Genomic DNA, 25,164 nt, shown 5'->3' with positions numbered 1-25,164 from the left:
AACGCACTACGGACCCCTACCGATTGCGCGGGCCCAGCCCTTTAAGCTGTCTGCCGTGCGCGTACTCGTGATCGGTTCCGGAGCCCGTGAACATGCCCTCGTCCTGGCCCTGCGCAAGGACCCGGCGGTGTCCGCGGTCTATGCCGCGCCCGGCAACGCGGGCATCGCCCAGCACGCCGAGGTGCGCGCGGTGGACGCCACCTCCGGGACGGAGGTCGCGGCGCTGGCGCAGGAGCTGAACGTCGATCTCGTGGTGGTCGGTCCCGAGGTGCCGCTGGTGCTCGGCGTGGCCGATGCCGTGCGCGCCGTCGGCATCCCGACCTTCGGCCCCTCGGCCGAGGCCGCCAAGATCGAGGGCTCGAAGGCCTTCGCCAAGGACGTCATGAACGCCGCCGGGGTGCGCACCGCGCACAGCGAGATCGTCGATCACCCGGGCGAATTGGATGCCGCGCTGGATCGTTTCGGCCCGACCTGGGTGGTCAAGGACGACGGGCTGGCCGCGGGCAAGGGCGTCGTGGTGACCGCCGACCGCTCGGTGGCCCGCGAACACGGCGCCGAACTGCTCGAGCAGGGCCACCCGGTGCTGCTGGAGTCCTTCCTCGACGGCCCCGAGGTGTCGCTGTTCTGCCTCGTCGACGGCGAGACCGTGGTGCCGCTGCTGCCCGCCCAGGACCACAAGCGCGTGGGCGACGGCGACACCGGGCCCAACACCGGCGGCATGGGCGCGTACACGCCGCTGCCGTGGCTGCCGGCCGAGACCCTGCGAGCGATCGTCGACGACGTCGTGAAACCCGTTGCGGCCGAGATGGTCCGCCGTGGCGTGCCGTTCAGCGGCCTGCTCTACGCCGGGCTCGCCGTCGGTCAGGCCGGACCCGCGGTCATCGAATTCAACTGCCGCTTCGGCGATCCCGAGACCCAGGCCGTGCTGACCATGCTCGACAGCCCGCTCGGCGAACTGCTGTACGCGACCGCCACCGGCACCCTCGACAAGGTCGCCCCGCCGCGCTGGAAGGACGGCGCGGCCGTCACCGTGGTGCTGGCCGCCGAGAACTACCCGGCCCGTCCGCGCAGCGGCGACGTCATCACCGGCGCCGAATCCACCGGCACCGGAGTCGAATCCGAGGTGCTGCACGCCGGCACCGCCCAGCGCGAGGACGGTGCGCTGGTCTCCGCGGGCGGTCGCGTGCTCGCCATCGTCGGCCAGGGCGCGGATCTCGCCGAGGCCCGCCGGAACGCCTACGACCGGCTCGCCGGAATCAAGCTGCCGGGCGGCCACTTCCGCACCGACATCGCCCTGGCCGCCGAAGAGGGACGGATCAGCATCCCCGGAACTTCAGCGCACGGCTGAGAGCCGTGTGCCGCTGGGCACGCGGACCGGCGGTTCCGGGCGAACCGATTTTGGGGGTACCCGGGGAGTTACCCCGGTCGGCACGAGATCAGTTGTCGCGCTGGCATTCGAACTTCACGCGCGGCCTGGCCTAGCCGACGATGATGCCGTGCTGGGCCAGCCACGGCTGCGGGTCCACGTGCTGGCCGTTGATGATGATCTCGAAATGCAGGTGCGGGCCGGTGGAGTCGCCCCGGTTGCCGATGCGGGCGATCTGCAGGCCCGCCGGAACCCGCTCACCGACCGACACCGAGAAGTCGTACATGTGCCCGTACACCGAGATGGTGCCGTCGTCGTGGCGGATGCGCACCCACAGCCCGAAGCCCTGCGCCGGTCCCGCGTCGATGACGGTGCCGGCCGCCACCGCGTAGATCGGTGAACCCAGCGGGGCCGCGATATCGATGCCCGCGTGGAAGGTGCCCCAGCGCGCGCCGAATCCGGACGTGAACACGCCCTTGGCGGGCAGCGCGTAACCGCCCACCCCCGGAATCACGAACCCCGGCGGCAGCGAGCTGTCCGGCGCGGGCGTCATCCATGGCTGCGGCTGCCCGGCCACCGCCGCCGCGGCCTCCGCCTTGGCGCGCTCCAGCGTGGCCGCCGCGGCGGCCGAGACCACCGCCTGCTCCCGCAGCCGCTCACCGTTGTTGATGGCGTCCAGATACCGCTTCGAGGTCTCCGGCGCGGCCTGCACCTGCAGCGGATACCGCACCGGAACCCGCAGCGCCACATCGGGACTCACCGCGGCATCGCTGGGAATCAGCCCCAGCGTCCCATCCGCGCTCGCGAACACCAGCACCGCGACCACCCCGCCGATCAGCACCCGATGCCGAATGCCCCACGCCCGCACCACCGGCCATCGCTTCCGCGCCTCGGCCCGCCCGCGGCGCGCCAACTCGACGGCCTCGGCACGTGACCGTGGCCGCTGCCCCCAGAGTTCGACCGCTCGATACCGCGCGATGGGCGCGTACACGCGCAGCCACGCCATGGCCTGTGCCACGAGCCGGAGGACCAACCGACCAGCCCGATTCAGCGCGTCCCGTACCGGAGACGGCTCGCTGACGGAGATCAGCTGTGATCGCACCCCGGGCGTATAGCTGTCCATCGCCCGAGACCCGCCGCGCCGCATCCACTTCCGCGCTCGCGCCTCGGCTCCCGGCGAGTCTTCCTCCAGTAGGGAGGGATCGTCATCCGCTTCGTCGTCTTCTGCGCGGAACGAGTCGTCTCGCCCCGCTCGAGCCGCTGTGGATTGCCGGTCGTGTCCGTCTTCGGACATGGCTGCCCCGTTGAGAGCGTCGGCCTTCTCGCTCACCGCGTTGTCCCGGTCAGCGAGATCACTGTCCACCGCTTCGTCGTCGGTGCGGGACCGCGACCGCGCACGGCTGCTCATGCGGTCGGTGGACTTCACCCGGGGGCCGGAGCTCGCTTCCTCGATGCCGGGGCGTGGTGGCGCTGGTTCGGTGGGCCGCCTCCGGAGGATGGTCCGGGCCAGGCGCTTCGGCGTGCGGCCGTCGGTGCGGGCGGGCGGGGTGGGCTCGGGTGGGTGTGGGTCGGCCTCCGGGGTGTTCCCGGTGGTTGCTGGTCCCCCCTGCACAGCGGCCTCCTCAGGCATTCGCACGACCGTTCCCGGACAGCCGGGGGAGCGGGTGCTCTACCGTCTGTCGGGTGCGTATCGAATCTCGCCGGTCGACCATTCCACCTTTCTACGTGATGGACGTCTGGAAAGCAGCAGCTGAACGGGCCCGGACACACGGAGATGTGCTGGTGCTGGCCGCGGGGCAGCCGTCGACGCCCGCGCCGGCGGCGGTGTTGCGGGCCACCAGGGCCGCGATGGACAGCGAATTGCTGGGATATACCGAGACATTCGGAATCCTGGCGCTGCGGGAGGCCATCGCGGAGCATCACCGGAGCACCTACGGGGTCCAGGTGGGTGCGGAGGACGTCGTGGTGACCACCGGATCCTCGGGGGCGTTCACGCTGATCTTCCTGGCGGCGTTCGATCTGGGCGACACCGTGGTGGTGGCGCGGCCGGGGTATCCGGCCTACCGGAACACGCTGACCGCGCTCGGTTGCAATGTGGTGGAGCTCGACTGCGGCCCCGAGACCCGGTTCCAGCCGACCGTGGCCATGCTCGAGGCGCTGCCCGAGCCGCCCGCCGGTCTGATCGTGGCGAGCCCGGCCAATCCGACCGGGACGATGATCGCGCCGGAGGAGCTCGCGGCGCTGGCCCGCTGGTGCGACGAGCACGGGACGCTGCTCATCTCCGACGAGATCTATCACGGGATCGTCTACGACGACACGGAGCCGACTTCTTCGGCCTGGGAGACCTCGCGCGAGTCCGTCGTCATCGGCTCGGTGTCGAAATATTTCTCCATGACCGGTTGGCGGCTGGGTTGGATGCTGGTGCCGGAATCTCTGCGACCCGCATTGCAGCGACTGGCTTCCAATATGACTGTGTGCCCGCCCGCTATTTCCCAGTTTGCGGCGGTGCACGCCTTCGGTGCGGAGGCGAAAGCCGAACTGGACGGTCATGTTCAACGCTATGCGGCAAATCGCCAGCTGTTGCTTTCAGGTCTGCCCAAACTCGGTATCACCGATCTGGCCCCCGCTGACGGCGCGTTCTATGCGTACGCGGATATCGCGCACCTGACCGACGATTCGATGCGCTGGTGCACCGAGGTGCTCGACCACACCGGCGTGGCGCTGGCCCCCGGCATCGACTTCGATACCGCAAACGGTCACCACACCGTTCGCTTCTCGTTCGCCGGAGCGAGTTCGGATATCGAAGAGGCACTGGACCGGTTGGAACGGTATTTGGCCTGATCTGCCAAGCGGATTGAACGCGGTGGGCAAAATGAACACAGCATCACCGATGACTGGCACGATTGCACCGTGACCACTGCGACGACTCCGAAAGGCGAACGGCGTCGCCAGGCGTTGGTTTGTGCCGCCGCCGAGCTACTGCTCGAAGGTGGCTTCGAGGCGGTACGGCACCGCTCGGTGGCGACCCGGGCGGATCTGCCGCTCGCATCGACCACCTACTACTTCGAATCGCTGGAGGATCTGATCGCCCGCGCGGTCGAATTCTCCGGCAATGCCGAACTGGAGGCCATGCGCCGGCGCGTCGGTGAGGTGACCCACCGCCGCCGCGGCGCGGAGGCCACCGTCGAACTGGTGCTGGACCTGTTGGTGGGCGCCGAGATTCACGACGAGGACGCTCGCGGCCAGCTCATCGCCCGCTACGAGCGTTCGGTCGCCTCGGCCCGCCACCCCGAACTACGAGAAGTCCAGCTACGACTACGGGCGCAGCTCGACGAGCTACTGCTCGACGTGCTGCGTCGCTCCGACCGGATCGTGCGCCCGGAACAGGCCCGCCGTCTGGTGGCGGTAGTCGATGGGGCGGTGGTGACCGCGCTCGGTGAACTCGACCCGCAACCCCGGCGCATGGCGCGGGGGGCGCTACTCGAGATCATCGACATCGTCGCCCCACCGGCATGACTCGGCCCAACTCTCGGGGACTCTCAGGGGCAAGCCCCTGAAACCCCATCCGAGAGGGCCTTCGGGGGACTCGGGGCGGTGTTGAAACCCCATCCGAGAGGGCCTTCGGGGGACTCGGGGCGGTGTTGAAACCCCATCCGAGAGGGCCTTCGGGGGACTCGGGGCGGTGTTGAAACCCCATCCGAGGGGGGACTCGGGGCCGGCGTTGAAACGCCATCCGAGGGGCGCTCGGGGACACGGGGGCGGCGCTGGAACGCTATCCGCGGGGGAAGAATTCCGGCTGGGTGGTGCTGGGGCAAACCGGTGGAAAACCGGCCGGTAAACTGGCACAACGTGACCTTTGTGCCTAACGTCCTCGCCACTCGCTACGCCAGTCCGCAGTTGGTTCATCTGTGGTCCCCCGAGAACAAGATCGTGCTCGAGCGGCGGCTGTGGCTGGAGGTGCTGCGGGCGCAGGCCGAACTGGGGGTGGATGTTCCGGCGGGGGTGGTCGAGGACTACGAGCGGGTCATCGATCAGGTGGATCTGAAGTCCATCGCCGAGCGCGAGCGGGTCACCCGCCACGATGTGAAGGCCCGGATCGAGGAGTTCAACGCGCTCGCCGGGCACGAGCACGTGCACAAGGGGATGACCTCTCGGGATCTCACCGAGAATGTGGAGCAGTTGCAGATCCGGCTCTCGCTCGAGCACGTCCACGACCACGGTGTGGCCATCGCGGCGCGGTTGGCGGAGCGGGCCGCGCAGTACCAGACGCTGGTGATGGCGGGCCGCTCGCACAATGTGGCGGCGCAGGCCACCACGCTGGGCAAGCGATTCGCTTCCGCCGCGGACGAATTGCTCATCGCGCTGACCCGGCTGCGGGAGCTGATCGACCGCTACCCGCTGCGCGGCATCAAGGGTCCGATGGGCACCGCCCAGGACATGCTGGACCTGCTCGGCGGCGACGCGGCCAAGCTGTCGCAGCTCGAGCAGAAGGTGGCCCGGCACCTGGGCTTCGCCAATGTCTTCACCAGCGTCGGCCAGATCTACCCGCGCTCGCTGGACCACGACGTGCTCTCCGCGCTGGTGCAGGTGGGCGCTGGCCCGTCCTCGTTCGCGCACACCATTCGGCTGATGGCGGGCAACGAGCTGGTCACCGAGGGCTTCCAGCCCGGCCAGGTGGGCTCCTCGGCCATGCCGCACAAGATGAACACCCGCTCCTGCGAGCGCGTCAACGGCCTGCAGGTGGTGCTGCGCGGCTACGGGTCCATGGCGGCCGAGCTGGCGGGCGCGCAGTGGAACGAGGGCGACGTGTTCTGCTCGGTGGTGCGCCGCGTGGCGCTGCCGGACGCCTTCTTCGCCATCGACGGCATGATGGAGACCTTCCTGACCGTGCTGGCCGAATTCGGCGCCTACCCGGCCGTCATCGACCGCGAGCTCAATCGCTACCTGCCGTTCCTGGCCACCACCCGCATCCTGATGGCGGCCGTGCGCGCGGGCGTGGGCCGCGAGACCGCGCACGAGGTCATCAAGGAGCACGCGGTGGCGGTGGCGCTGGCCATGCGGGAGCAGGGCCGCGAGCCCGATCTGCTGGACCGCCTGGCCGCCGACGACCGCATGCCGCTGGACCGGGCCGCCCTGGACGCCGCGCTGGCCGACCGCTCCGCCTTCATCGGCGCGGCCGAGGCGCAGGTCGCCGAGGTGATCGCCCAGGTGCAGAAGCTGGTGGACGCCAACCCGGAGGCGGCGCGCTACACGCCCGCCCCGATCCTCTAGGGACGCAACGACTCTGGATCTCGCCCCCGGCTCCTGAACGGAGCCGGGGGCGTTCGGGTCGGTAGGGAGTGGTCCGGAGGTCGATCGCCCGGGTCGCCCGGTGCCGCGGGCGGTTCGGCGGGGAGTTCTATGCTGCGGGCATGAATCCTTACACCATCTTTTCCGACATCGTCGCCGGTCGGGCTCCCTCGTCCAAGGTGTACGAGGACGAGGATGTGTTGGCGTTCATGGACATTCGGCCGGTGACGCCCGGGCATGTGCTCGTCGTTCCGAAGACGCCGGCGCGGAGCCTGGCCGAGCTGGATCCGGCGTTGGGCGGCAAGCTGTTTCAGGTGGGGCAGCGGATCGCGGCGGGCCTGCGGCAGTCGGAGGTGGGCTGCGACGGGGTGAATTTCTTCCTGGCCGACGGAGTGACGGCGGGCCAGGAGGTCTTCCATGTGCACCTGCACGTGATTCCGCGCACCCCGGGCGACGGGTTCGGGCTGCGGGCGCGGCCGACCACGCCGGCGCGGGCGGACCTGGATTACCTGGCGGGATCGATTCGGGGCGTGTTGTCCCGAATCTCCGGCGATTCATAGCCACTCGGCATTACCATGTGCGAACCGTCTGGTTTGCCAACGACACGCCAAGATCGCCGTAACCGGATTCCGCCGCGTCACAGCAGCCACTCGAGTTACGTTTGAATGCGATTGTGGTGGGCTGATGGAGGTGGGGCGTGCGTAAAAGATTCGTTGCCGCAGCTGTTTTGGCAATCGCTGCTGGTTTGCTGTACCCGGTGGCCGCGCCACCGGCCATCGCGCACGCGGGTGAGGTGGTCCGCGTCGATCAGCTGAGCGCTACCCGCTCGGCGATCTTCATCGACTCGGCGGCCATGGGCCGCACCATCCAGGTCCAGGTCCTGCATCCGGCCGGTGGCGGCGACCGCCCCAGCTACTACCTGCTCGACGGCCTGGATCCCGGCGCGACCCAGAGCACCTGGACCAATGCCACCGACGCGGAGCCCTTCTTCCAGGGCAAGAACGTGAACGTGGTGCTGCCCATGGGCGGGCAGGCCAGCTACTACACCGACTGGGCGGCCGACGATCCGCGCTTCGGCCGCTACAAGTGGGAAACCTTTCTGACGCAAGAACTTCCGCCCATCATCGACGGGTACTTCGCCGGTAACGGGGTGAACGCCATCGGCGGCCTGTCCATGGGCGGCATCGCGGCCTTCGTGCTCGCCGTGCGGCATCCGGAGCTGTACCGCGCGGTGGCGGGTTACAGCGCCTGCCCGGACACCACGATCGCCCAGGGCGCGATGGCGTTCTCGATCGCCAACCGCGGAGGCAATCCGTTCAATATGTGGGGCGGTCCGGCGGATCCCGCGTGGCAGGAACACAATCCGGCGGTGCTGACCGAGGCGCTGCGCGGCAAGACCATCTTCCTGTCCACCGGCACCGGCATTCCCGGTCCGCACGAGCTGGAGATCAAACCGCAGCTGCCGGAGAACATCTTCTTCGGCGGGCCCATCGAATTCGGCGTGGACGCCTGCGTGACGGCGTTCGAGCAGCGGCTGCGCTCGATGAACATTCCGGCGCGGGTGGAGCACTCGCCGGTGGGCACGCATTCCTGGTCGTATTGGCAGGACACGCTGCACGAGTCCTGGCCGACCATCGGCGGGGCGCTGGGCGCGTAGTCCGGACCGATTCGTACTGTCCGTCCCGAGTTGTCGGGGTGGCGCATCAAGCCCACTGGACGAATTCCGGTGAGCCCGGCTCGGATCGAGCCGGGCTCCCTCGAATCAGGCTCCGGGCCGGTTGAATTCGCCGTCCTTGGCCCCGGCGACGAAGGCTTCCCATTCACCCGGGGTGAAGATCAGAACGGGCCCGTCGGGGTGGCGAGAGTCCCGTAATCCGATGTTTCCACTGGCCAGAAAGGCGATCTCGACGCCGTCGGCATGGTCGTCGCCACGCCGCCAGACCGCGTCGGCGTCGATTGCGCGATTTTTCGCTTCCACTGTCGGCCTCCCCTGTACGGCACCAGCGGGTACTGGTCGGTGATGTAGATCGCACTCATAATGCCAGGGTTTGTGAGGGGTTCGGATCGGATATTCCATCTTCTGTCAGCGGAAGGAGGTATGTGGTGCGCACGCCATGGTCCCCGCAGCGGGCTGCTCCCATCTCCGACAGCTGTGAGGTGGTTCCCGAGAGATTCACGGTGGAGCTGGCTCACAGCATCCTGCGGATCCACCGAAGTTGTCCGACCGATCAGTGTGCTCGTCGCAAGGCCGCCGTGTTCTACCTGTACGACCAGCATCAGCACGCCAACGGCGCGCGGCAGCGACGGCTGCGCTGACCCTCAGATTGCGGCTCTTGTACGCCTCTTGTGCAGGAGTCGCATCACGATGAGCAGCACGAACGCCGCGATGTAGATCGCGAAACCCGCAGGTATGCCCAGGAACTGGACATAGTCGACACGATGCTCGGTCTCCCGGTAGTCGAGATCCCGGGCCGACGGGGTGAAGCTGAAGTCCGAGGTGATCTGCCGGGAGCCGGCGCGTGCTCTCGGGATCATCGCGGCGGATCGATTTCGCGACCGCCGGGTCGGGGGTCCGCGGCGGTGGCGCGCTACTAACGTGGACCCCATGGCTTTGGACAGTGGGAGCGCGACCTCAGTAACCGGCGCGGTGGTGGCGCCGATCGCCAAGCGGGTGCCGAAGGAGCGCGTGCACCACGGGGATGTCTTCATCGACGAGTACGAGTGGCTGCGGGACAAGGAGAATCCCGAGGTCATCGCGTACCTGGAGGCGGAGAACGCCTACACCGAGGCGCAGACCGCGAAGCTGGGCGCGCTGCGGGAGAGGATCTTCGAGGAGATCAAGGGCCGCACCCAGGAAACCGACTTGTCGCTTCCCACCCGGATGGGCGACTACTGGTACTACTCGCGCACCTTCGAGGGCAAGCAGCACGGCGTGCACTGCCGCTGCCCGATCGCCGACGCCGACGACTGGACCCCGCCCAAGCTGGAGGCCGAGGTCGAGATCCCGGGCGAGGAGATCGTCCTGGACTCCAACGAGCTGGCCGAGGGCCACGACTTCTTCGCGCTCGGCGCGTACTCCATCAGCCACGCCGGGGATCTGCTCGCCTATTCCGAGGACACCCTCGGCAACGAGCGCTACACGCTGCGCTTCAAGAACCTGCGCACCGGTGAGCTGCTGGCCGACGAGATTCCGAACATCGCCCCCGGCGCGACCTGGTCGCTGGACGGCACCCACGTCTTCTACCAGACCCTCGACGACTCCTGGCGGCCCGACAGCGTGTGGCGGCACCGCCTGGGCACCGAGCAGTCCGCCGACGTCCGAGTCTTCCACGAGGCGGACGAGAGCTTCTGGGTCAGCATCGGCGCGACGCGTTCGGAGCGGTACCTGGTCATCATGACCGGTTCCAAGATCACCAGTGAGAACTGGATCCTGGAGGCCGACAATCCCGAGGGCGAGTTCCGGGTGCTCATGCCGCGCCGCGAGGGCGTGGAGTACTCGGCCGAGCACGCGGTCATCGGCGGCGAGGACAAGCTGCTCATCCTGCACAACGACGTCGTGGACGGGGTGAAGGCGGTCAACTTCGTGCTGGCCGAGGCGCCGCTCTCGGACCCGTCGGACCTGACCGTCCTCATTCCGCACCGCGACGACGTGCGCCTCGAGGACATCGACGCCTTCGCCGACAAGCTGGTGCTCAGCTACCGCCGCGAGGCGCTGCCGCGGGTCGCGGTGTGGCCGTTGACCGCCGAGGGCTACGGCGAGCTGCGCGACATCGACTTCGACCTGGCCCTGTTCTCGGCCGGGCTGAGCGCGAACCCGGAGTGGGAGCAGCCGATGCTGCGGATGGGGCTCACCTCCTTCATCACCCCGACCCAGATCTTCGACTACGTGCCCGAGACCGGTGAGCTGCTGCTGCGCAAGGAGCAGGTGGTGCTCGGCGGCTACAACGCCGACGAGTATGTGCAGCAACGGGATTGGGCGATCGCCGCCGACGGCACCCGGGTGCCGATCTCGCTGGTGATGCGCCGGGACGCCGTCCCCGGCCCGAAGCCGTTGCTGCTCTACGGATACGGCTCCTACGAGGCCGCCATCGACCCGTACTTCTCGGTGGCGCGGCTGTCGCTGCTGGATCGCGGCGCGGTGTTCGCGGTGGCGCACGTGCGCGGCGGCGGTGAGATGGGCCGGCTCTGGTACGAGCACGGCAAGACCCTCACCAAGAAGAACACCTTCACCGATTTCGTCTCGGTCGCACAGCATTTGGTGGACACGGGGGTGACCGCGCCCGACCGCATGGTGGCCGACGGCGGCAGCGCGGGCGGCCTGCTGATGGGCGCGGTGGCCAATATGGCCCCCGGCCTCTTCGCGGGCATCCTGTCCAACGTCCCGTTCGTGGACCCGCTGACCTCCATCCTGGACCCGTCCCTGCCGCTCACCGTCACCGAGTGGGACGAGTGGGGTAATCCCTTGGCGGACAAGGAAGTCTACGAGTACATGAAGTCCTACTCGCCCTACGAGAACGTGACGGCGCAGGACTACCCGGCCATGCTGGCCATCACCGGCCTCAACGACACCCGGGTGCTGTACGTGGAACCGGCCAAGTGGGTCGCCAAGCTGCGGGCCACCAAGACCGGCGACCAGCAGCTGCTGCTGAAGACCGAGATGAGCGCGGGTCACGGCGGTGTCAGCGGCCGCTACGAGAAGTGGAAGGAAGTGGCCTTCGAATTCGCCTGGGTCCTCGACACCGTCGGCCTGGCGGATCGGTAGCAGGCAATCTCGTAGCTACCATGTGAACCGGCAATCGTTGATCTCCCTCGGAGAGGGGCGGATTCATGGTCGGTCACGTGGTAGCCACGGGCGCGGGTCGAGCGATGATGGACCGGCGCGGTGACCCACTGCACGGATTCATCCTCGGCCTGACCGGGAAACCGAAGCCGCGAGTGCTGTTCCTGGGCACCGCGACCGGTGACAATCCGGACTACACGGTCAGTTTCTACGAGACCTACAACTCCGACCGCTGCGCGCCGTTCCACCTGCGCCTGTTCCAGCGCGGCATTACCGACCTGCGCGAATTCATCCTGAGCATGGACGTGATCCACGTCGGCGGCGGCAATACCGCGAACATGCTGGATGTCTGGCGCCGGCAAGGCGTGGATGTGCTGCTGCGCGAGGCGTGGGAGAACGGCGCGGTCATGACCGGCGGCAGCGCCGGGGCGATCTGCTGGTTCCAGGGCGGCACCACTGATTCCTACGGCCCCACGCTCGAGATCCTGCCCGAGGGACTGGGTCTGCTGGCCGGCAGCTGCTGTCCGCACTACGACGCGGAGGATCAGCGGCAGCCGCTCTTTCATCGAGCCATTCAGAAGGGTGAGCTACCACCGGGTTACGCCATCGACAACCTGGTCTCACTGCACTTTCACGGTACGGAGCTGGTCGACGCGGTGAGCTCGCAGGCCCACGGCCGGGCGTGGCGGGTGGCCGCGGAGGGCGATCGAGTGGTCGAAACCCCGATTCCGGTAAGGCATCTGGTGAGCACGGGCGGCCCGGGGACGGGACCGAGCGCATGATGATGGCGATCGAGGGCCTGGTCGTCATCCTGGCGATCCTGCTCGGTGTGCGCACCGGCGGCGTCGGCATCGGCGCGTGGGGCCTGGTCGGATTGCTGGTGCTGGTCTTCGGATTCCATGTGAAGCCGGGCAATCCGCCGGTCGACATCATCCTCATCGTCATGACGGTGGTGACCGCGGCTTCGGTGATGCAGACCGTGGGCGGCACCGACTGGATGGTCCGCCAGGCCACCCGGGTGATCATGAGCCGCCCGAAGGCGGTGGTCTTCCTGGCCCCGGCCATGTCGTTCCTGTTCACCGTCGGCGCGGGCACCGGGTTCATCTACTACGCGCTGCTGCCGGTCATCTACAGCGTCGCCTACAACCAGAAGATGCGGCCCGAGCGACCGCTGGCGATGGCGGCCGTGGCCTCGCAGGCCGGGATTCTGGCCAGTCCGGTCTCGGCGGCCACCGCGTCGCTGGCGGTGCTGCTGGAGCCGCACGGGTTCGCGCTGGGCAAGATCCTGCTGGTGACCTGGCCCGCGTGTATCGCGGGACTGTTCGTCGCGGCGCTGGTGGAGACCCGGGTGGGCAAGGACCTGGCCGACGATCCCGAGTTCCGGCGGCGGCTGGCCGAGGAGCACATCAAACCGCCCGAGCCGGTCGATCTGGATGCGAAACTGCCTGCCGCCGCCCGTAATTCGGCGCTCATCTTCCTCGGCGGAGTGCTGCTGGTGGTAGCCATGGGACTGTTCTCCCGGCTGCGGCCGGTGGTGGGCGGGGACCGGCTCAGTGTGGTCACCACGATCGAGCTGGTGATGGGTCTGGTGGCGGTGCTGATCTTCCTGGTCTGCAAGGCCGATCCCGCCGAGGTGCCCAAGCAGTCCATCTTCGGCCCGGGCATCGTGGGCGCGGTCGCGGTGCTGGGTCTGGCCTGGCTCGCCAATACCTTTGTGGCGGAGAACCAGAAGCAGATCGAACACGGGCTGGGGCAGGCGGTCAGCGATCACAAGTGGCTGTTCGCGGTGGCGCTGGCGGTGGTCGCCATGTTGACCACCAGCCAGTCCAGCACCACGCAGGCGATCGTGCCGATCGGCATCGCGCTCGGGCTCTCGCCCGCGGTGATCACCGGCATGTGGCCCGCCTGCCAGGGCATGTACATCCTGCCCGCCAACGGCTCCCAGATCGCCACCGTCGCAATGGATCAGACCGGCAGCACCAGGATCGGCAGGTTCGTGCTCGACCATTCCTTCCAGCTGCCGAACACGCTGTTCATGCTCGTGGCGATCGCGATCGGGGTGCCGCTCGGCGCGCTGATCGGCTGAGGCGCAATCGGGATGAGCGCCACCCAGCGGTCGATCCGGTAGTTCACTTCTTGCCGGTCTTGGCCTTGCCCGGGGTCTTCGCCTTCTTGGCCGCGGACTTGGAAGTGGCTGTCTTGCCGTCGGTTTCGGGCTTGCGCACCGGCTTCGCCTTGGGCGTGGGCACCACCGCGTGCGCGTTGTGCGGGAACCCGCCCGCCTCTTCCCGCGTGAGCGAGCTCTGCATCGGATGCTTGCCGAGTACCTTCAGGCTGCGGTGCAGATCGGCGATCAGCAGATCGGCCATGTCGGTGGTGAAGCCGTGCCGCAGTACCGCCCGCATGATGATCTCGTCCTCGCGGTCGGCCGGCAGCGGGTAGGCGGCAATGAGCCAGCCGCGGGTGCGCAGCCGGTCGGACAGGTCGTAGAGGTTGTAGCTCTCGCCCGTGACCAGCTTCCAGGACACGGCGGTGATGCCGCGATTCGGATCGGCGTCGTGGATGAGTTCGAAGGGCCCGGCCTCGGCGATGCCCTTGGCCAGGTGCCGGCTCGCGGTGTAGATGGCGGTCTGCACATTCCGGTAGCCGGTGCGGCCGAGCCGGATGAATTCGTAGTACTGGGTGACGGCCTGCCCACCGGGCCGGGAGAAATTCAGATTGAAGGTGGGCATGTTGCCGCCGAGGTAGTCGACATCGAAGATGAGGTCCTCGGGCAGGTCCTCCTTGGTCCGCCAGATCGCCCAGCCCGCGCCCAGCGGCGCCAGGCCGGTCTTGTGGCCGGACGCGTTGATCGACTTCACCCGCGGAAGCCGGAAATCCCAAGCGATTTCGGGTGCGCAGAACGGGGCGAGGAAGGCGCCGCTGGCCCCGTCGACGTGAATGGGGATGTCCAGGCCGGTCTTCGCCTGCAGTTCGTCGAGCGCCTTGCTGATGCCCTCGACGTCCTCGAACAGGCCGGTGAAGGTCTGGCCGAAGGTGGGCACCACCATGATGGTGTTCTCGTCGCAGTAAGCGGCCACATCGTCCGGGTGCATGGTGTACCGATCACCGCGCAGCGGGATCTGGCGGATCTCCACGTCGAAGTACCGGGCGAACTTCTCCCAGCACACTTGCACCGGACCGCACACGAAGTTGGGCACGCCCTTGCCGCCCCGGTTGCGCCACCGGAATTTCGCCGCCAGTCCGCCCAGCATGGCGGCTTCGCTGGAACCGGTGGTCGAGGTGCCGAGGGTGCCCATCGCGTCGGGGGAGTTCCACAGGTCGGCGAGCATGTGCACGCAGCGCTGTTCGAGTTCGGCGGTCTGCGGGTATTCGTCCTTGTCGACGATGTTCTTGTCGAGGCATTCGTTCATCAGCCGCCGGGATTCGTCGTCGACCCAGGTGGTGCAGAAGGTGGCCAGGTTCATGCGGGAGACGCCGTCGAGCATCAGTTCGTCGTGGACGATCTGGTAGGCGACCTGCGGGAAGATCTCGTGTTCGGGAAAGCCGCGGTGCGGAGCCGAGCGTTTGATGCTGGACATCGCGAAGATGTCGTCGGGCTGAATGGTGCCGGTCATGGGGCCTCCGATCGAACGCACGGCGGTATTTGCCGTGTCGATGGTAGTCAGCCATCCAAGATCGAAACTGGTTCTGCAAGCTACCGTTTCGTAATCAAGAGATAGTTGCTGAAAGGTTACTATTCAGCACTATGGGCCATCGGAACGCCATCGATACCGGGGTGATCGTTGTTGCCGATCGGCTGCCCGCGGATCTTGCCGGGATATCAGGGTTTTTCGGTGCAATGACTGGAAAGGACCGGTGATGACCAGCACGATGTCCAAAGCGGGGACCGCCACCAAATACATGTCGTGGGTGACGCTCGCGCTCATGACCACCAGTTCGGTGGCCAGCCTGCGCGCCGCGCCCACCATGGCGGTCTACGGCCTGGCCTGCGTGTTCCTCTACCTGCTGCCCGCGCTGCTGTTCCTGCTGCCGACCGCCTTCGTGGCCGCCGAGCTCGCCTCGGGCTGGACCGGCGGCGTGTACAAGTGGGTGGGCGAGGGCCTGTCACAGCCGATGGGGTTCCTGGCGGTGTGGTGCCAGTTCGCCATGACCATCTTCTATTACCCGAGCCTCTTGGCTTATGTGGCAAGCACTTTCGCCTACATCATCAATCCGTCGCTGGCCGCCAACGGGCTGTACGTGGCCATCGTCATCATCACCATCTACTGGGTCGCGGTGTTCGTTTCCTCGCAGGGCACCAAAACCGTTGCGGGACTGTCGAGTATGGGCCTGATCATCGGCACCCTGATTCCGGGCGCGCTGCTGGTGGTGCTCGGGTTCGTCTTCCTGGGCCAGGGCAATCCGTCGGCCGCGCCCATGGACGCCGGGCACCTGTTCCCGGCCTGGACCGGCCTGGCCAGCCTGGTGCTCATCGTCAACAACTTCCTGTCCTACGCGGGCATGGAGATGAACGCGGTACACGTGTCGTCGCTGAAGGATCCGGGCAAGGAGTACCCGAAGGCCATGGCGCTGGCCGTCGGACTGGTGCTGATGATCTTCATCGTTCCGGCCGTGGTGATCAGCTGGGTGGTGCCGTCGAAGAACCTGAGCCTGACCGCGGGCGTCATGCAGGCCTTCGACGGGTTCTTCAACCACTTCCACATCGGATTCCTGACCCCGGTGCTGGGCATCATGCTGGTGGCCGCCGCGCTGGGCGGCATGCTCACCTGGCTGGCCGGGCCGTCCAAGGGACTGCTGCTGATCGGGCGCAAGGAAGGGTATCTGCCGCCGATCCTGACCCGCGTGAACAAGCATGGCGTGCAACAGAACATGCTGGTCGCGCAGGGCGTCGTGACCACACTGCTGGCGCTGCTCTACGCGTTCATCCCCGACGTGTCGAGCGCCTACTGGATCCTGTCGGTGATCACCACGCAGGTGTACCTGATCATGTATGTGCTCATGTTCGTGGCCGCGATTCGCCTGCGGCGCAACCAGCCCGACCATCCGCGCGGCTACCGGGCGCCCGCCCTGGTCGCGCTGTGCGGGCTCGGCACGGCGGCCTCGATTGCGGCGTTCCTCATCGGTTTCGTGCCGCCGTCGCAGTACGGCAGCGGCAATGCCCTGAGCTACGTGCTGCTCATCGGGGCGGGCATGGGTGTGGTCGGGCTGCTCGTGCCCTACCTGTTCATGCGCTTCCGCAAACCCGGCTGGAAGACCGACGTCCCCCAGGAGGCGCTGGCATGAGCGACGAGTACGGTTTCGAGGACGCGTCCGAGCGGTCACGCCGGATCGTGTACGTCTCGGTCGCGGTGGTGCTGGCGGCGCTGGCCGTCGCCGGGGTGATCATCTTCAAGCGCGAGCACCAGAGCGACGAGGCGCTGCGCAAGGCCGAGGTGCTGCACTCACGGCTGGTGGCAGCGGGATTCACGGCGCCGGATCCGCAGACCATCGCCGACTCGCTGGGCGAGGACGGCGGGCTGGTGTGCTCGAACCCGTCCTCCCCGCTGATCAAGGCCCGCTACGAGGCCGCCATCAGCAATGGCGCGACCGGACCGGGTGCCCGGCCCGTCATCGCCGACACCGACGTGTTCACCGCCACCGCGCTGGCCATCGAGACCTACTGCCCGGACAAGCTCGCCGCGTACTTGGAAACCACGGGTCATCTGAAGAAAGCTGACACTGTGAAACCCGATACCGCCAAGTGATCAGGAGGACCTCATGACCACAACCGCAGGGGTGCAGGAGGACTCGAAGGTGGCCGCGCTGCGCGCCGCCGTCAAGGAGCTCATGCCGCGTGCGAAAAGCGATCTCGCGCAGCTCGTCTCGTTCAAGTCCGTCTACGACGCCCGGCAGTTCCCGATCGAGGAGTGTGAGAAGACCGCGCAGTGGGTGGCCGAGGCGTTCGAGGCCGAGGGGCTGACCGAGGTGGCGCTGCACAAGACGCCGGACGGCAGCAATGCGGTGGTGGCGCGCAGCAAGACCCCGGCCGGTAAGCCGACCGTGATGCTGTACTGCCACTACGACGTTCAGCCGCCACTCGACGACGCCGCCTGGAAGACCCCGGTCTGGCAGCTCACCGAGAAGGACGGCCGCTGGTACGGGCGCGGCGCGGCCGACTGCAAGGGCAATATCGTCATGCACCTGACCGCGCTGCGGGCGCTGCGCAAGGTGTACGGCGACGACTTCCCGGTCGGGCTGGTGCTGGTGTCCGAAGGCTCCGAGGAACAGGGCACCGGCGGGCTCGAGGAGTTCGTGCCCGGCAATGTGGACCTGCTGCGCGCCGACACCCTGTTGATCTGCGACTGCGGCAACTTCGCGGTCGGCGTCCCCACCTTCACCCAGACCCTGCGCGGCAATGTGAACGTGGTCGTCACGGTCGAAACCCTCTCCGGCCCCATGCATTCCGGCATGTTCGGCGGACCCGCGCCCGACGCCCTGGCCGCCATGATCCGCCTGCTCGGCACCCTGCGCGACGAGCACGGCAACACCACCGTCGACGGGCTGCGCAACGACCAGGTCTGGGACGGCCACGAGTACTCGGCCGACCAATTCCGGGAAGACGCCGGGGTCCTCGACGGCGTCGACCTGGTCGGCGGCGGCAAGGTCGCCGACATGCTGTGGGCGCGCCCGGCTCTCACCGTGCTCGGCATGGACGTTCCCGCCGTGGTCGGTTCGTCCGCGGCCATCCAGCCCAAGACCCGGGCCCGGCTCAACCTGCGCATCCCGCCGGGCATCAAGCCCGACGACGCGCTGAAAGCCCTGACCGCACACCTGAAGTCGCACACGCCCTGGAACGCGAAGGTGACCATCGAGACCGAGGCCACCGGCTCACCGTTCGTCGGCAGCACCGACGGCCCGGCGCGAAATGCCATGGCGGCGGCCATGGAAGCCGCCTACGGCCGCCCCGCCACCACCGAGGGCCAGGGCGGCTCGATCCCGCTCTGCAACGTCTTCGCCGACCACTACCCGAACTCGGAGATCATGCTCATGGGCGTCGAAGAACCCAAGTGCCTGATTCACGCCCCCAACGAGAGCGTCGATCCCACCGAGATCGAGAACATGGCCCTCGCCGAGGCCCTCTTCTTGGCCTCCTATCGTTAGTCCAGGTCAGGCATAGTTTTTCGGTGTTTCGCCGCGAGGGCAGCGGGAGGCAGTGAAGTATGAACAGGTCGGATTGATCTTGATGAGGACATGTTCGCCGCAGTAAATCCCGCAGCTCGCGCCGTCGGGCGGTGCCCCGTCCTGCCCGGCGGTGCGGCCTCAATCTGGTCAAGATCGCTTGCATCGCTCGCAATTCGATAGCAAACTCGACAATCGGTAGTACGAAGACCCACAGCACGCCCGGCGACCGCTAGGAGAGCTCGTGTCCGTCTATCTGTACCGGTGGGGACGGTTTGCGTATCGGCGCAAGTGGATCGTGCTGCCCGTCTGGCTGGTGTTGTTCGCGGCGCTCGGCGCGCTCGGCGCGGCGCTGCAGAAACCGATGAGCAATTCCTTCGATATTCCGAATCTGCCGTCCGAGCGGGCCAATCACATTCTCGACAAGCATTTTCCGGGCATGTCACAGGCGTACAAGTTCGACGCGGTCACCGGTGTGTACGTGATCGGTGCGCCGACGGGCACCAAGCTGACCGACCAGGCCAACCGGCAGGCCGTCGACGCGCTGGTGCAGAAGCTGAACGGGCTCGACATCGTCGACCACGCCAAACCGCTCGTCGACCCGATCGCGGCGGCCGAGCAGATGGGCTGCCTCACCGGCGACCGCGCCTCCCGCGAGTTCGTGAACCGGTGCAGCAACGCGCCGGTGAACGTGCTCAATCCGACCGGGGCCGATACGGTCGCGGTGCTCAGCGTGCCGTTCACCATCAAGGACTTCGGGGCCATCACCGCGGACAACCGCAAGGCCGCCTACGACGTGGCCGACGAGGCCCGCAATGCCGGTCTGACGGTGGAACTCTCGGGCACCATCGCCATGGAACAGCAGCAGCCCAGCGGTAAATCCGAAATGGTCGGCATGGCCTTCGCCTTCGTGGTCATGATCATCTCCTTCGGCGCGATCGTGGCCGCCTTCGTGCCGATCATCACCGCCATCGTCGGCCTCGGCGCGGCCACCTCGCTGATCTTCCTGGGCACCTCGGTGATGGAGGTCCCCAGCTTCACCACCTTCCTGGCGTCCATGATCGGCATCGCGCTGTCCATCGACTACGCGCTGTTCATCGTGTCCCGCTACAAACACGAACTGGCGGTGCAGGATTCGCCCGCCGAGGCGGCGGGGGTGGCGCTGGGCACCGCGGGCTCGGCGGTGGTGTTCGCCGGTGCGACCGTGATCATCGCGCTGATCGGTCTGAGCATCGTCGGGGTGCGGTTCCTGACCTTCATGGGTCTCGGCGGCGCGATCGCGGCCGGGTTCGCGGTGCTGGTCGCGCTGACGCTCATGCCCGCGCTGCTGGGCGCGTTCGGCGGTGTGCTGTTCAAGCCGAAGCTGCCGCTCATCGCCCAGCACGATCCCGAGGACGACAGCGCGGTCACCAACGGTATGCGGGTGGCCAAGGCGATCGGCCGGGTGCCTGTGGTGACCTTGATCCTGAGCATCGTGGTGCTGGGCCTGCTCGCCGCGCCCGCCGCCCACCTGCAACTGGGCCTGCCCGGCGAGGACAGCCTGCCCAAGACGTCCACCGTCCGCAAGGCGTACGAGTTGCGCACGAACGGGTTCGGGGAGGGCAGCAACGGCGTGCTGCAGATCGCCGTCGACCTGTCGAACGTCGCGCCGGATCAGCGCGAGGCCGCGGTCACCGCGCTGCGCGACAAGCTCGCCGGATACCCGGACATGAACTACGTGACCGATCCGGTCTTCAGCCCCGACAAGGCGGGAGCGCGACTCGAGGGTGTGCCCAAGACCGGGCCCAACAACCAGGACACCAAGGACCTGGTCCGGGATGCGCGCGACGCCGAGTCGCAGTTCAAGTCGCAATACGGCATGGAATACGGAATCACCGGCACCACAGCCATTTACGCCGATATCGACCACGTACTGCTCGGCAAGATCGTGCCCTACCTGGCCATCGTGGCCGGTGCGGCCTTCCTGCTGCTGATCGCCGTATTCCGGTCCATTCTGGTGCCTTTGACCGCGGCGCTGGGCTTCCTGCTGTCCATGGCCGCCACCTTCGGCGCGACGGTGGCGATCTTCCAGGACGGCAAGTTCGGGATCATCTCCGAACCGCGGCCGATCATCAGCTTCATGCCGATTATGCTGATCGGCTTGGTTTTCGGTCTCGCCATGGACTACCAGGTGTTCCTGGTTACCCGCATGCGCGAGGAGTTCGTGCACGGCCAGCCGCCGAAGCAGGCCATGATCAAGGGCTACCACCACGGTGCGCGGGTGGTGACCTCCGCCGCCGTCATCATGATCTTCGTCTTCGGCTCTTTCATGATGGAGCCGGACGCCAGCGCCAAATCCATGGGCTTCGCCCTCGCGGCGGGCGTGTTCTTCGACGCCTTCCTGGTCCGCATGGTGCTCATCCCGTCACTGCTGGTGCTCATGGGCAAGTGGGCGTGGTGGATTCCGGGCTGGCTCAGCAAGATCGTGCCCGATATCGACGTCGAGGGCGCGCGCCTGCGCGAGATCCAGCAGCGGGAGGCCGAAAGCCGGGAAGCAGCGCTTACACATTGACAATGCAAGGCGATCTGTAAAGACTCTGGGCGTTCACGGTCATGAGCAGAGAGGCCCGCCGATGACCGATCACGCCCGGTCAGCACTCGAACTGCTGCGCGACAGCACCCAATTTAAGTGGTACGTCATCCCACTCCTGCTGGTCGTCATCTACGTTTACGCCGCCGAGGTCGAACGCCGGAACTGGAATGTCCTGTTCGCGGGTCTGGCGCTGTGGGGCATGGACTGGTTCAACGAGATCTGGAACTCGCTGGTCTTCCACGCCACCGGGCGCGCACCGGTCTGGGGTGCGAGCGGGCCGACGGCGTATCAGATCCTCATCGGCCTCAATATCGAGATCTGCTTCATGTTCGCCATCATGGGCGTCGCGGCCGCGAAGCTGCTGCCGCCCAAGGAGACCCGCATTCTCGGCCTGCCGAATCGGCCGGTACTGATCGCGGTGAACTCGGCGGCCGCCGTCGGTGTCGAGGTCCTGCTCAACAAGGCCGGCGTGCTCACCTGGGACTGGTCCTGGTGGCACGCCGGATTCCCGTACCTCATCTGGCTTTTCGGCTACGTGCCGTTCTTCGTCGCCTGCTTCTGGGTTCACGACCTGGCCACGGTGCGGGCGAAAGCCCTTGCCGTGGGCGCGATTCTGGGCATCGACGGGCTCGCCCTCATCGTCTTCGGATCGCTCGGCTGGTTGTAGCCGCTCAGAATTCGGCGTGATCCTCGGGTTCGATGATCTTGAATTCGGTATTCACCGGGCCCATTTCGTTCAGCCGACCGAAATAGATGCCCTGCGCTTCGGGCGCGATGATGCCGTAGTGGATGGGGAAGGCGATGGTGGGATTTACCGCCCGCAGGTAATCGACCGCCTCGCTGATCCGCATCCAGGGGGCGACCGCGGGAATGGCGAGCACGCCCACCGGGGTCGGCGGAACCCAGAGCGAATCGCCCGGGTGGACGAGTTGCGCGGGGTCCTCGGCGGTGCCGAGTTGGAAGACGGTGTTGTCGATGACCGGAATATCGGGATGAATCACCGCGTGCCGGCCGCCACCGCCGGTTATTTGGACATCCCCGACTTTTAGAACATTTCCGGCATGAACGGCCTCCCACGGCTCGCCCCGCTGCAGGGCGGTCTGGGGGTCGGACAGCAGCCGGGCCCGCGGATTGGCCTCGATCAGCGCGCTGATCCGATTCGGATCGATGTGGTCCGGATGCTGATGGGTGACCGCGATGGCGTCCAATCCGGTGATGCCCTCGAAACCGTGCGAAAAGGTGCCGGGATCGAAGAGGATCCGCGCGCCGTTCAGCTCCACGAGAATGCAGGAATGTCCGAAATGGGCTATGCGCATATGGCCACCGTAGCTCTGTACGAGCCGCCCGCGCCGGACTCTCGCCGAGCTTGGAGGTTCCGCTGTGTCGGGCGCCACAACGCGATTGCCCCGGCGACGTGGCGTCGGGTCACGCCAACTACGCTGAGCAGCGAACGAGCCCGGCTGCAGACCGCCGGGCCCCGCCCCACCAGCTGAGGAGCAACGCGTGGCACGTGTCGTGGTCGAGGTGATGCCGAAGGCCGAGATCCTGGATCCGCAGGGACAAGCCATTGTCGGAGCGCTGGGACGTCTCGGGCACCCCGGAATCTCGGATGTGCGGCAGGGCAAGCGATTCGAGCTCGATGTCGATGACAACGTCACCGACGCCGACCTGGAGAAGATCGCCGAATCGCTGCTGGCCAACGTCGTGATCGAGGACTGGAAGGTCGTCCGGCTGTGAGCGCACGCATCGGTGTCATCACCTTCCCGGGCACGCTCGACGACGTCGACGCGGCCCGCGCGGTGAAACTGGCCGGAGCCGAGCCCGTTTCGCTGTGGCACGCCGATGCCGACCTCAAGCAGGTCGACGCGGTCGTCGTCCCCGGCGGCTTCTCCTACGGCGACTACCTGCGGGCCGGCGCCATCGCCTCCATGGCTCCCGTCATGGGCGAGGTCATCAAGTCCGCCGAGCAGGGCATGCCGATCCTGGGCATCTGCAACGGTTTCCAGATCCTGTGCGAGGCGGGCCTGCTGCCGGGCGCGCTGACCCGCAACGAGGGCCTGCACTTCGTCTGCCGCGACCAGTGGCTGACCGTCGAGCAGACCGATACCGCCTGGTCCTCGCGCTACGAGAAGGGCGCGCAGATCCTGGTGCCGGTCAAGAACGCCGAGGGCCGCTACCAGGCCTCCGCCGAGGTGCTCGACGAGCTCGAGGGTGAGGGCCGGGTGGTCTTCCGCTACGCGGGCGGCAACCCCAACGGTTCGCAGCGCGACATCGCGGGCATCACCTCGGCCAACCGCCGGGTAGTCGGCCTGATGCCGCACCCCGAGCACGCCACCGAGCCGCTGACGGGTCCGAGTGACGACGGCCTGGGCCTGTTCCTGTCCGTGCTGGACAGCCTGGTCTCCGCTTAAATTCCATCCAGAATCTCGAAGTCGACTCCGCCCGCCCTGGCCAGCCAGGTCGGGCGGATCGCTTGATTGCCCTCGAAACCGACCTCGCCCCACGGGGTTTCGATGACGGGCCGGTCCGCGACCGCCCGTTGAATCCGCCGCACGTCCAGTGATCCGGCCAGCTCGGCCATGCCGCGCAGGGTGTGGATGGCCTCGTAGCTGGTATTGCTGAAATTGGTCAGCGTGGGCGCGAACCAGCCGTGCAGCTTGTGATACCGGTCCAGCCGCTCCCGGTCGTGCGGCCCGTTCACGAAGAACCCGGACGGCACGAACAGGTTGTGGTTCGCGCCGCCGCCCGCCGCCAGCAGCACGTTCTCGTCCACCGCCGGGCTCACCCGGACCTGGTGATCGGAGCGGCCGGTGCGGGAGAACTGCAGGTTGAAGCGGGCGACATCGGCCCCGACCAGCAGCACGATGATGCCGTCGGCTCGATCCAGCAGCGGGTCCTCGAGGAACCGCCGGAAATCGCGGGTTCCCATGGGCACGAACATCTCCAGGGCAATCAGCTCCGGATCCAGCAGCGCGGCCCGGACCGCCTGCGCGGTGCGCCGCGGCCACACGTAGTCGTTGCCGATGATCGCCCAGCGCCGCGCCTCGAAGGCGCGGCGCAGCCAGTCCAGCGCGGGCAGGATCTGGTGCTTCGGGTCCGCGCCGATCATGAACAGCCCGTCCGGCGTGGTCTCCAGGCCCTCGTGATCGGTCGCGAACAGATACGGCACCCGTCCGGCCGTCACCCGTTCCACCGCCCGCCGCACCGCCGAGGTGTGCCATCCGGTCACCGCGTGCACCATGCCGGTCGCCAGCAGCGCCGCGACTTCCCCGGCGACGACCTCCGGTTCGCGTCCGCCGTCAATGTGGGTGACGCGTAATTCCCTTCCCAGAATTCCGGATGCGGAGTTGATTTCTTCCATCGCCAGAGAAATGGCCGCCTCACAGGAGGGTGCGAAGATACCGCCGGGACCCTGCTGCGGAACTATGTTGATGATCTCGATGGTGTTCTCGGGATTCCCGTCAAAGGGGGACATGGGCTAACCTTCCCCTCGTTCAAGCGGTTTTCTGACGGGCGGGAAATATGGCGACAATTCTAGGTGGATTTTCCACCTTGCATGGAGCCCTCCGAGCGGCCGAACGGAGTTGGCTTCGTCACCTGGACGCCGCACTGTGTGCCAGGCGACTGACCGCAGATCAATGGTGCATGCTCACCAATCTGTCCGCTGACGTCGGCATCACCATGAGCGAGCTGGCCGGCCGCGCGCAACTGCCCCCGTCCTCGGCCACCCGGCACGCGGACCATCTCGCCGAGCGCGGACTCATCTTCCGAGTCGCCGCCGCCGACGATCGCCGCCGCATTCTCATCGGGCTGAGCCGGCGCGGGGAGGAATTGGTCGAGGAGGTGCGCGCCGAAGAGGCGCGAGCCGAGGCCGAAATGCGCCGCAGTCTCGGAAGCGACGATTACCTGGAGTTGGTGCGGCTGCTGGGCCGGGTCGCCGGAGCGCCGGTACCGGAGTAGCCGCGGCGCACTCCATGAGGGTGACCTGATCAGCGA

The 25,164-nt window shown here is 67.3% G+C and carries 24 protein-coding genes; 18 read left to right on the top strand and 6 right to left on the bottom strand.

Annotated elements, in window-relative coordinates; genetic code table 11:
- Positions 1 to 55: 55 nt before the first annotated feature.
- The gene (gene purD, locus GPX89_RS18805) at positions 56 to 1,348 is read left to right on the top strand and encodes a phosphoribosylamine--glycine ligase (RefSeq protein ID WP_328601993.1); all 1,293 of its coding nucleotides are present in this window, start codon (positions 56 to 58) and stop codon (positions 1,346 to 1,348) included.
- 130 nt (positions 1,349 to 1,478) lie between these two features.
- On the opposite strand, the gene GPX89_RS46420 is transcribed toward purD, so the two are convergent.
- The gene (locus GPX89_RS46420; protein ID WP_157389182.1) at positions 1,479 to 2,372 is read right to left on the bottom strand and encodes a M23 family metallopeptidase; all 894 of its coding nucleotides are present in this window, start codon (positions 2,370 to 2,372) and stop codon (positions 1,479 to 1,481) included.
- 677 nt (positions 2,373 to 3,049) lie between these two features.
- Here GPX89_RS46420 and GPX89_RS18795 point away from each other — a divergent pair.
- From GPX89_RS18795 to GPX89_RS18775, 5 genes are all read left to right on the top strand, one after another.
- Positions 3,050 to 4,207: a pyridoxal phosphate-dependent aminotransferase gene (locus GPX89_RS18795; protein WP_328601992.1), complete on the top strand. Its 1,158-nt coding sequence runs from the start codon at positions 3,050 to 3,052 to the stop codon at positions 4,205 to 4,207.
- 69 nt (positions 4,208 to 4,276) lie between these two features.
- Complete coding sequence (locus GPX89_RS18790; protein ID WP_328601991.1) at positions 4,277 to 4,882, top strand: TetR/AcrR family transcriptional regulator; 606 nt, start codon at positions 4,277 to 4,279, stop codon at positions 4,880 to 4,882.
- Positions 4,883 to 5,215: 333 nt separating this feature from the next.
- Entirely contained in the window at positions 5,216 to 6,637 is a 1,422-nt protein-coding gene (gene purB, locus GPX89_RS18785) for an adenylosuccinate lyase (RefSeq protein WP_328601990.1), read from the top strand.
- A 140-nt stretch (positions 6,638 to 6,777) separates the two neighbouring features.
- Positions 6,778 to 7,215 (top strand): HIT family protein, encoded by a 438-nt coding sequence (locus GPX89_RS18780; protein WP_157388876.1) that lies wholly within the window; start codon positions 6,778 to 6,780, stop codon positions 7,213 to 7,215.
- A 137-nt stretch (positions 7,216 to 7,352) separates the two neighbouring features.
- Entirely contained in the window at positions 7,353 to 8,312 is a 960-nt protein-coding gene (locus GPX89_RS18775) for an alpha/beta hydrolase (protein WP_328601989.1), read from the top strand.
- A 105-nt stretch (positions 8,313 to 8,417) separates the two neighbouring features.
- Here GPX89_RS18775 and GPX89_RS44695 read toward each other — a convergent pair whose 3' ends face one another.
- Complete coding sequence (locus tag GPX89_RS44695; RefSeq protein WP_328601988.1) at positions 8,418 to 8,633, bottom strand: DUF397 domain-containing protein; 216 nt, start codon at positions 8,631 to 8,633, stop codon at positions 8,418 to 8,420.
- Positions 8,634 to 8,758: 125 nt separating this feature from the next.
- Here GPX89_RS44695 and GPX89_RS18765 point away from each other — a divergent pair, with 125 nt between their 5' ends.
- Positions 8,759 to 8,971, top strand: a complete 213-nt coding sequence (locus GPX89_RS18765) for a hypothetical protein (RefSeq protein WP_157388873.1) — start codon at positions 8,759 to 8,761, stop codon at positions 8,969 to 8,971.
- A 3-nt stretch (positions 8,972 to 8,974) separates the two neighbouring features.
- Here the strand turns inward: GPX89_RS18765 and GPX89_RS18760 are convergent, their stop codons facing one another.
- Positions 8,975 to 9,190: a hypothetical protein gene (locus tag GPX89_RS18760; protein ID WP_157388872.1), complete on the bottom strand. Its 216-nt coding sequence runs from the start codon at positions 9,188 to 9,190 to the stop codon at positions 8,975 to 8,977.
- A gap of 70 nt (positions 9,191 to 9,260) precedes the next feature.
- Here GPX89_RS18760 and GPX89_RS18755 point away from each other — a divergent pair, with 70 nt between their 5' ends.
- From GPX89_RS18755 to GPX89_RS18745, 3 genes are all read left to right on the top strand, one after another.
- Positions 9,261 to 11,417, top strand: a complete 2,157-nt coding sequence (locus tag GPX89_RS18755) for a S9 family peptidase (protein WP_157388871.1) — start codon at positions 9,261 to 9,263, stop codon at positions 11,415 to 11,417.
- Positions 11,418 to 11,482: 65 nt separating this feature from the next.
- Positions 11,483 to 12,217, top strand: coding sequence for a Type 1 glutamine amidotransferase-like domain-containing protein (locus tag GPX89_RS18750; protein WP_157388870.1), 735 nt, complete (start codon positions 11,483 to 11,485; stop codon positions 12,215 to 12,217).
- On the top strand, positions 12,214 to 13,521 hold the full coding sequence (locus GPX89_RS18745; protein ID WP_157388869.1) for an anaerobic C4-dicarboxylate transporter family protein: 1,308 nt from the start codon (positions 12,214 to 12,216) through the stop codon (positions 13,519 to 13,521). The genes GPX89_RS18750 and GPX89_RS18745 overlap by 4 nt, the downstream gene beginning before the upstream one ends.
- A gap of 43 nt (positions 13,522 to 13,564) precedes the next feature.
- Here GPX89_RS18745 and GPX89_RS18740 read toward each other — a convergent pair whose 3' ends face one another.
- On the bottom strand, positions 13,565 to 15,052 hold the full coding sequence (locus GPX89_RS18740) for a glutamate decarboxylase (RefSeq protein ID WP_157388868.1): 1,488 nt from the start codon (positions 15,050 to 15,052) through the stop codon (positions 13,565 to 13,567).
- Positions 15,053 to 15,296: 244 nt separating this feature from the next.
- Here GPX89_RS18740 and GPX89_RS18735 point away from each other — a divergent pair, with 244 nt between their 5' ends.
- The 5 genes from GPX89_RS18735 (at position 15,297) to GPX89_RS18715 (ending at position 21,835) form a co-directional block, all read left to right on the top strand.
- The gene (locus GPX89_RS18735; protein ID WP_157388867.1) at positions 15,297 to 16,721 is read left to right on the top strand and encodes an APC family permease; all 1,425 of its coding nucleotides are present in this window, start codon (positions 15,297 to 15,299) and stop codon (positions 16,719 to 16,721) included.
- Positions 16,718 to 17,182 (top strand): hypothetical protein, encoded by a 465-nt coding sequence (locus GPX89_RS18730; RefSeq protein ID WP_157388866.1) that lies wholly within the window; start codon positions 16,718 to 16,720, stop codon positions 17,180 to 17,182. Before GPX89_RS18735 ends, GPX89_RS18730 begins: the two co-directional genes overlap by 4 nt.
- Positions 17,183 to 17,195: 13 nt before the next feature.
- On the top strand, positions 17,196 to 18,578 hold the full coding sequence (locus tag GPX89_RS18725) for a dipeptidase (RefSeq protein ID WP_157388865.1): 1,383 nt from the start codon (positions 17,196 to 17,198) through the stop codon (positions 18,576 to 18,578).
- Between the two features lie 262 nt (positions 18,579 to 18,840).
- Positions 18,841 to 21,147: an MMPL family transporter gene (locus GPX89_RS18720; RefSeq protein WP_328601987.1), complete on the top strand. Its 2,307-nt coding sequence runs from the start codon at positions 18,841 to 18,843 to the stop codon at positions 21,145 to 21,147.
- A 61-nt stretch (positions 21,148 to 21,208) separates the two neighbouring features.
- On the top strand, positions 21,209 to 21,835 hold the full coding sequence (locus GPX89_RS18715) for a hypothetical protein (RefSeq protein ID WP_157388864.1): 627 nt from the start codon (positions 21,209 to 21,211) through the stop codon (positions 21,833 to 21,835).
- A 4-nt stretch (positions 21,836 to 21,839) separates the two neighbouring features.
- Here GPX89_RS18715 and GPX89_RS18710 read toward each other — a convergent pair whose 3' ends face one another.
- On the bottom strand, positions 21,840 to 22,484 hold the full coding sequence (locus GPX89_RS18710; protein ID WP_157388863.1) for an MBL fold metallo-hydrolase: 645 nt from the start codon (positions 22,482 to 22,484) through the stop codon (positions 21,840 to 21,842).
- Between the two features lie 187 nt (positions 22,485 to 22,671).
- Between GPX89_RS18710 and purS the strand changes: the two genes are divergently transcribed.
- Both purS and purQ read left to right on the top strand, forming a co-directional pair.
- Positions 22,672 to 22,905 carry a phosphoribosylformylglycinamidine synthase subunit PurS gene (purS, locus tag GPX89_RS18705; RefSeq protein WP_328601986.1) on the top strand — a complete coding sequence of 78 codons (234 nt, stop codon included), beginning with the start codon at positions 22,672 to 22,674 and terminating at the stop codon, positions 22,903 to 22,905.
- On the top strand, positions 22,902 to 23,579 hold the full coding sequence (purQ, locus tag GPX89_RS18700) for a phosphoribosylformylglycinamidine synthase subunit PurQ (RefSeq protein ID WP_328601985.1): 678 nt from the start codon (positions 22,902 to 22,904) through the stop codon (positions 23,577 to 23,579). The genes purS and purQ overlap by 4 nt, the downstream gene beginning before the upstream one ends.
- On the opposite strand, the gene GPX89_RS18695 is transcribed toward purQ, so the two are convergent.
- Entirely contained in the window at positions 23,576 to 24,643 is a 1,068-nt protein-coding gene (locus GPX89_RS18695; RefSeq protein ID WP_157388862.1) for a substrate-binding domain-containing protein, read from the bottom strand. The two genes, purQ and GPX89_RS18695, sit on opposite strands and share 4 nt — an antisense overlap.
- 47 nt (positions 24,644 to 24,690) lie before the next feature.
- Here GPX89_RS18695 and GPX89_RS18690 point away from each other — a divergent pair, with 47 nt between their 5' ends.
- A complete protein-coding gene (locus tag GPX89_RS18690) occupies positions 24,691 to 25,128 on the top strand; it encodes a MarR family winged helix-turn-helix transcriptional regulator (RefSeq protein WP_157388861.1) in 438 nt (145 codons plus the stop codon).
- The last annotated feature ends 36 nt before the right edge of the window (positions 25,129 to 25,164 follow it).

The organism is Nocardia terrae (assembly GCF_009760405.1).
Taxonomy (GTDB): Bacteria; Actinomycetota; Actinomycetes; order Mycobacteriales; family Mycobacteriaceae; genus Nocardia; species Nocardia terrae.
The sequence above is the reverse complement of the archived record's forward strand: the minus strand, read 5'-3'. Positions and strand labels throughout refer to the sequence as shown.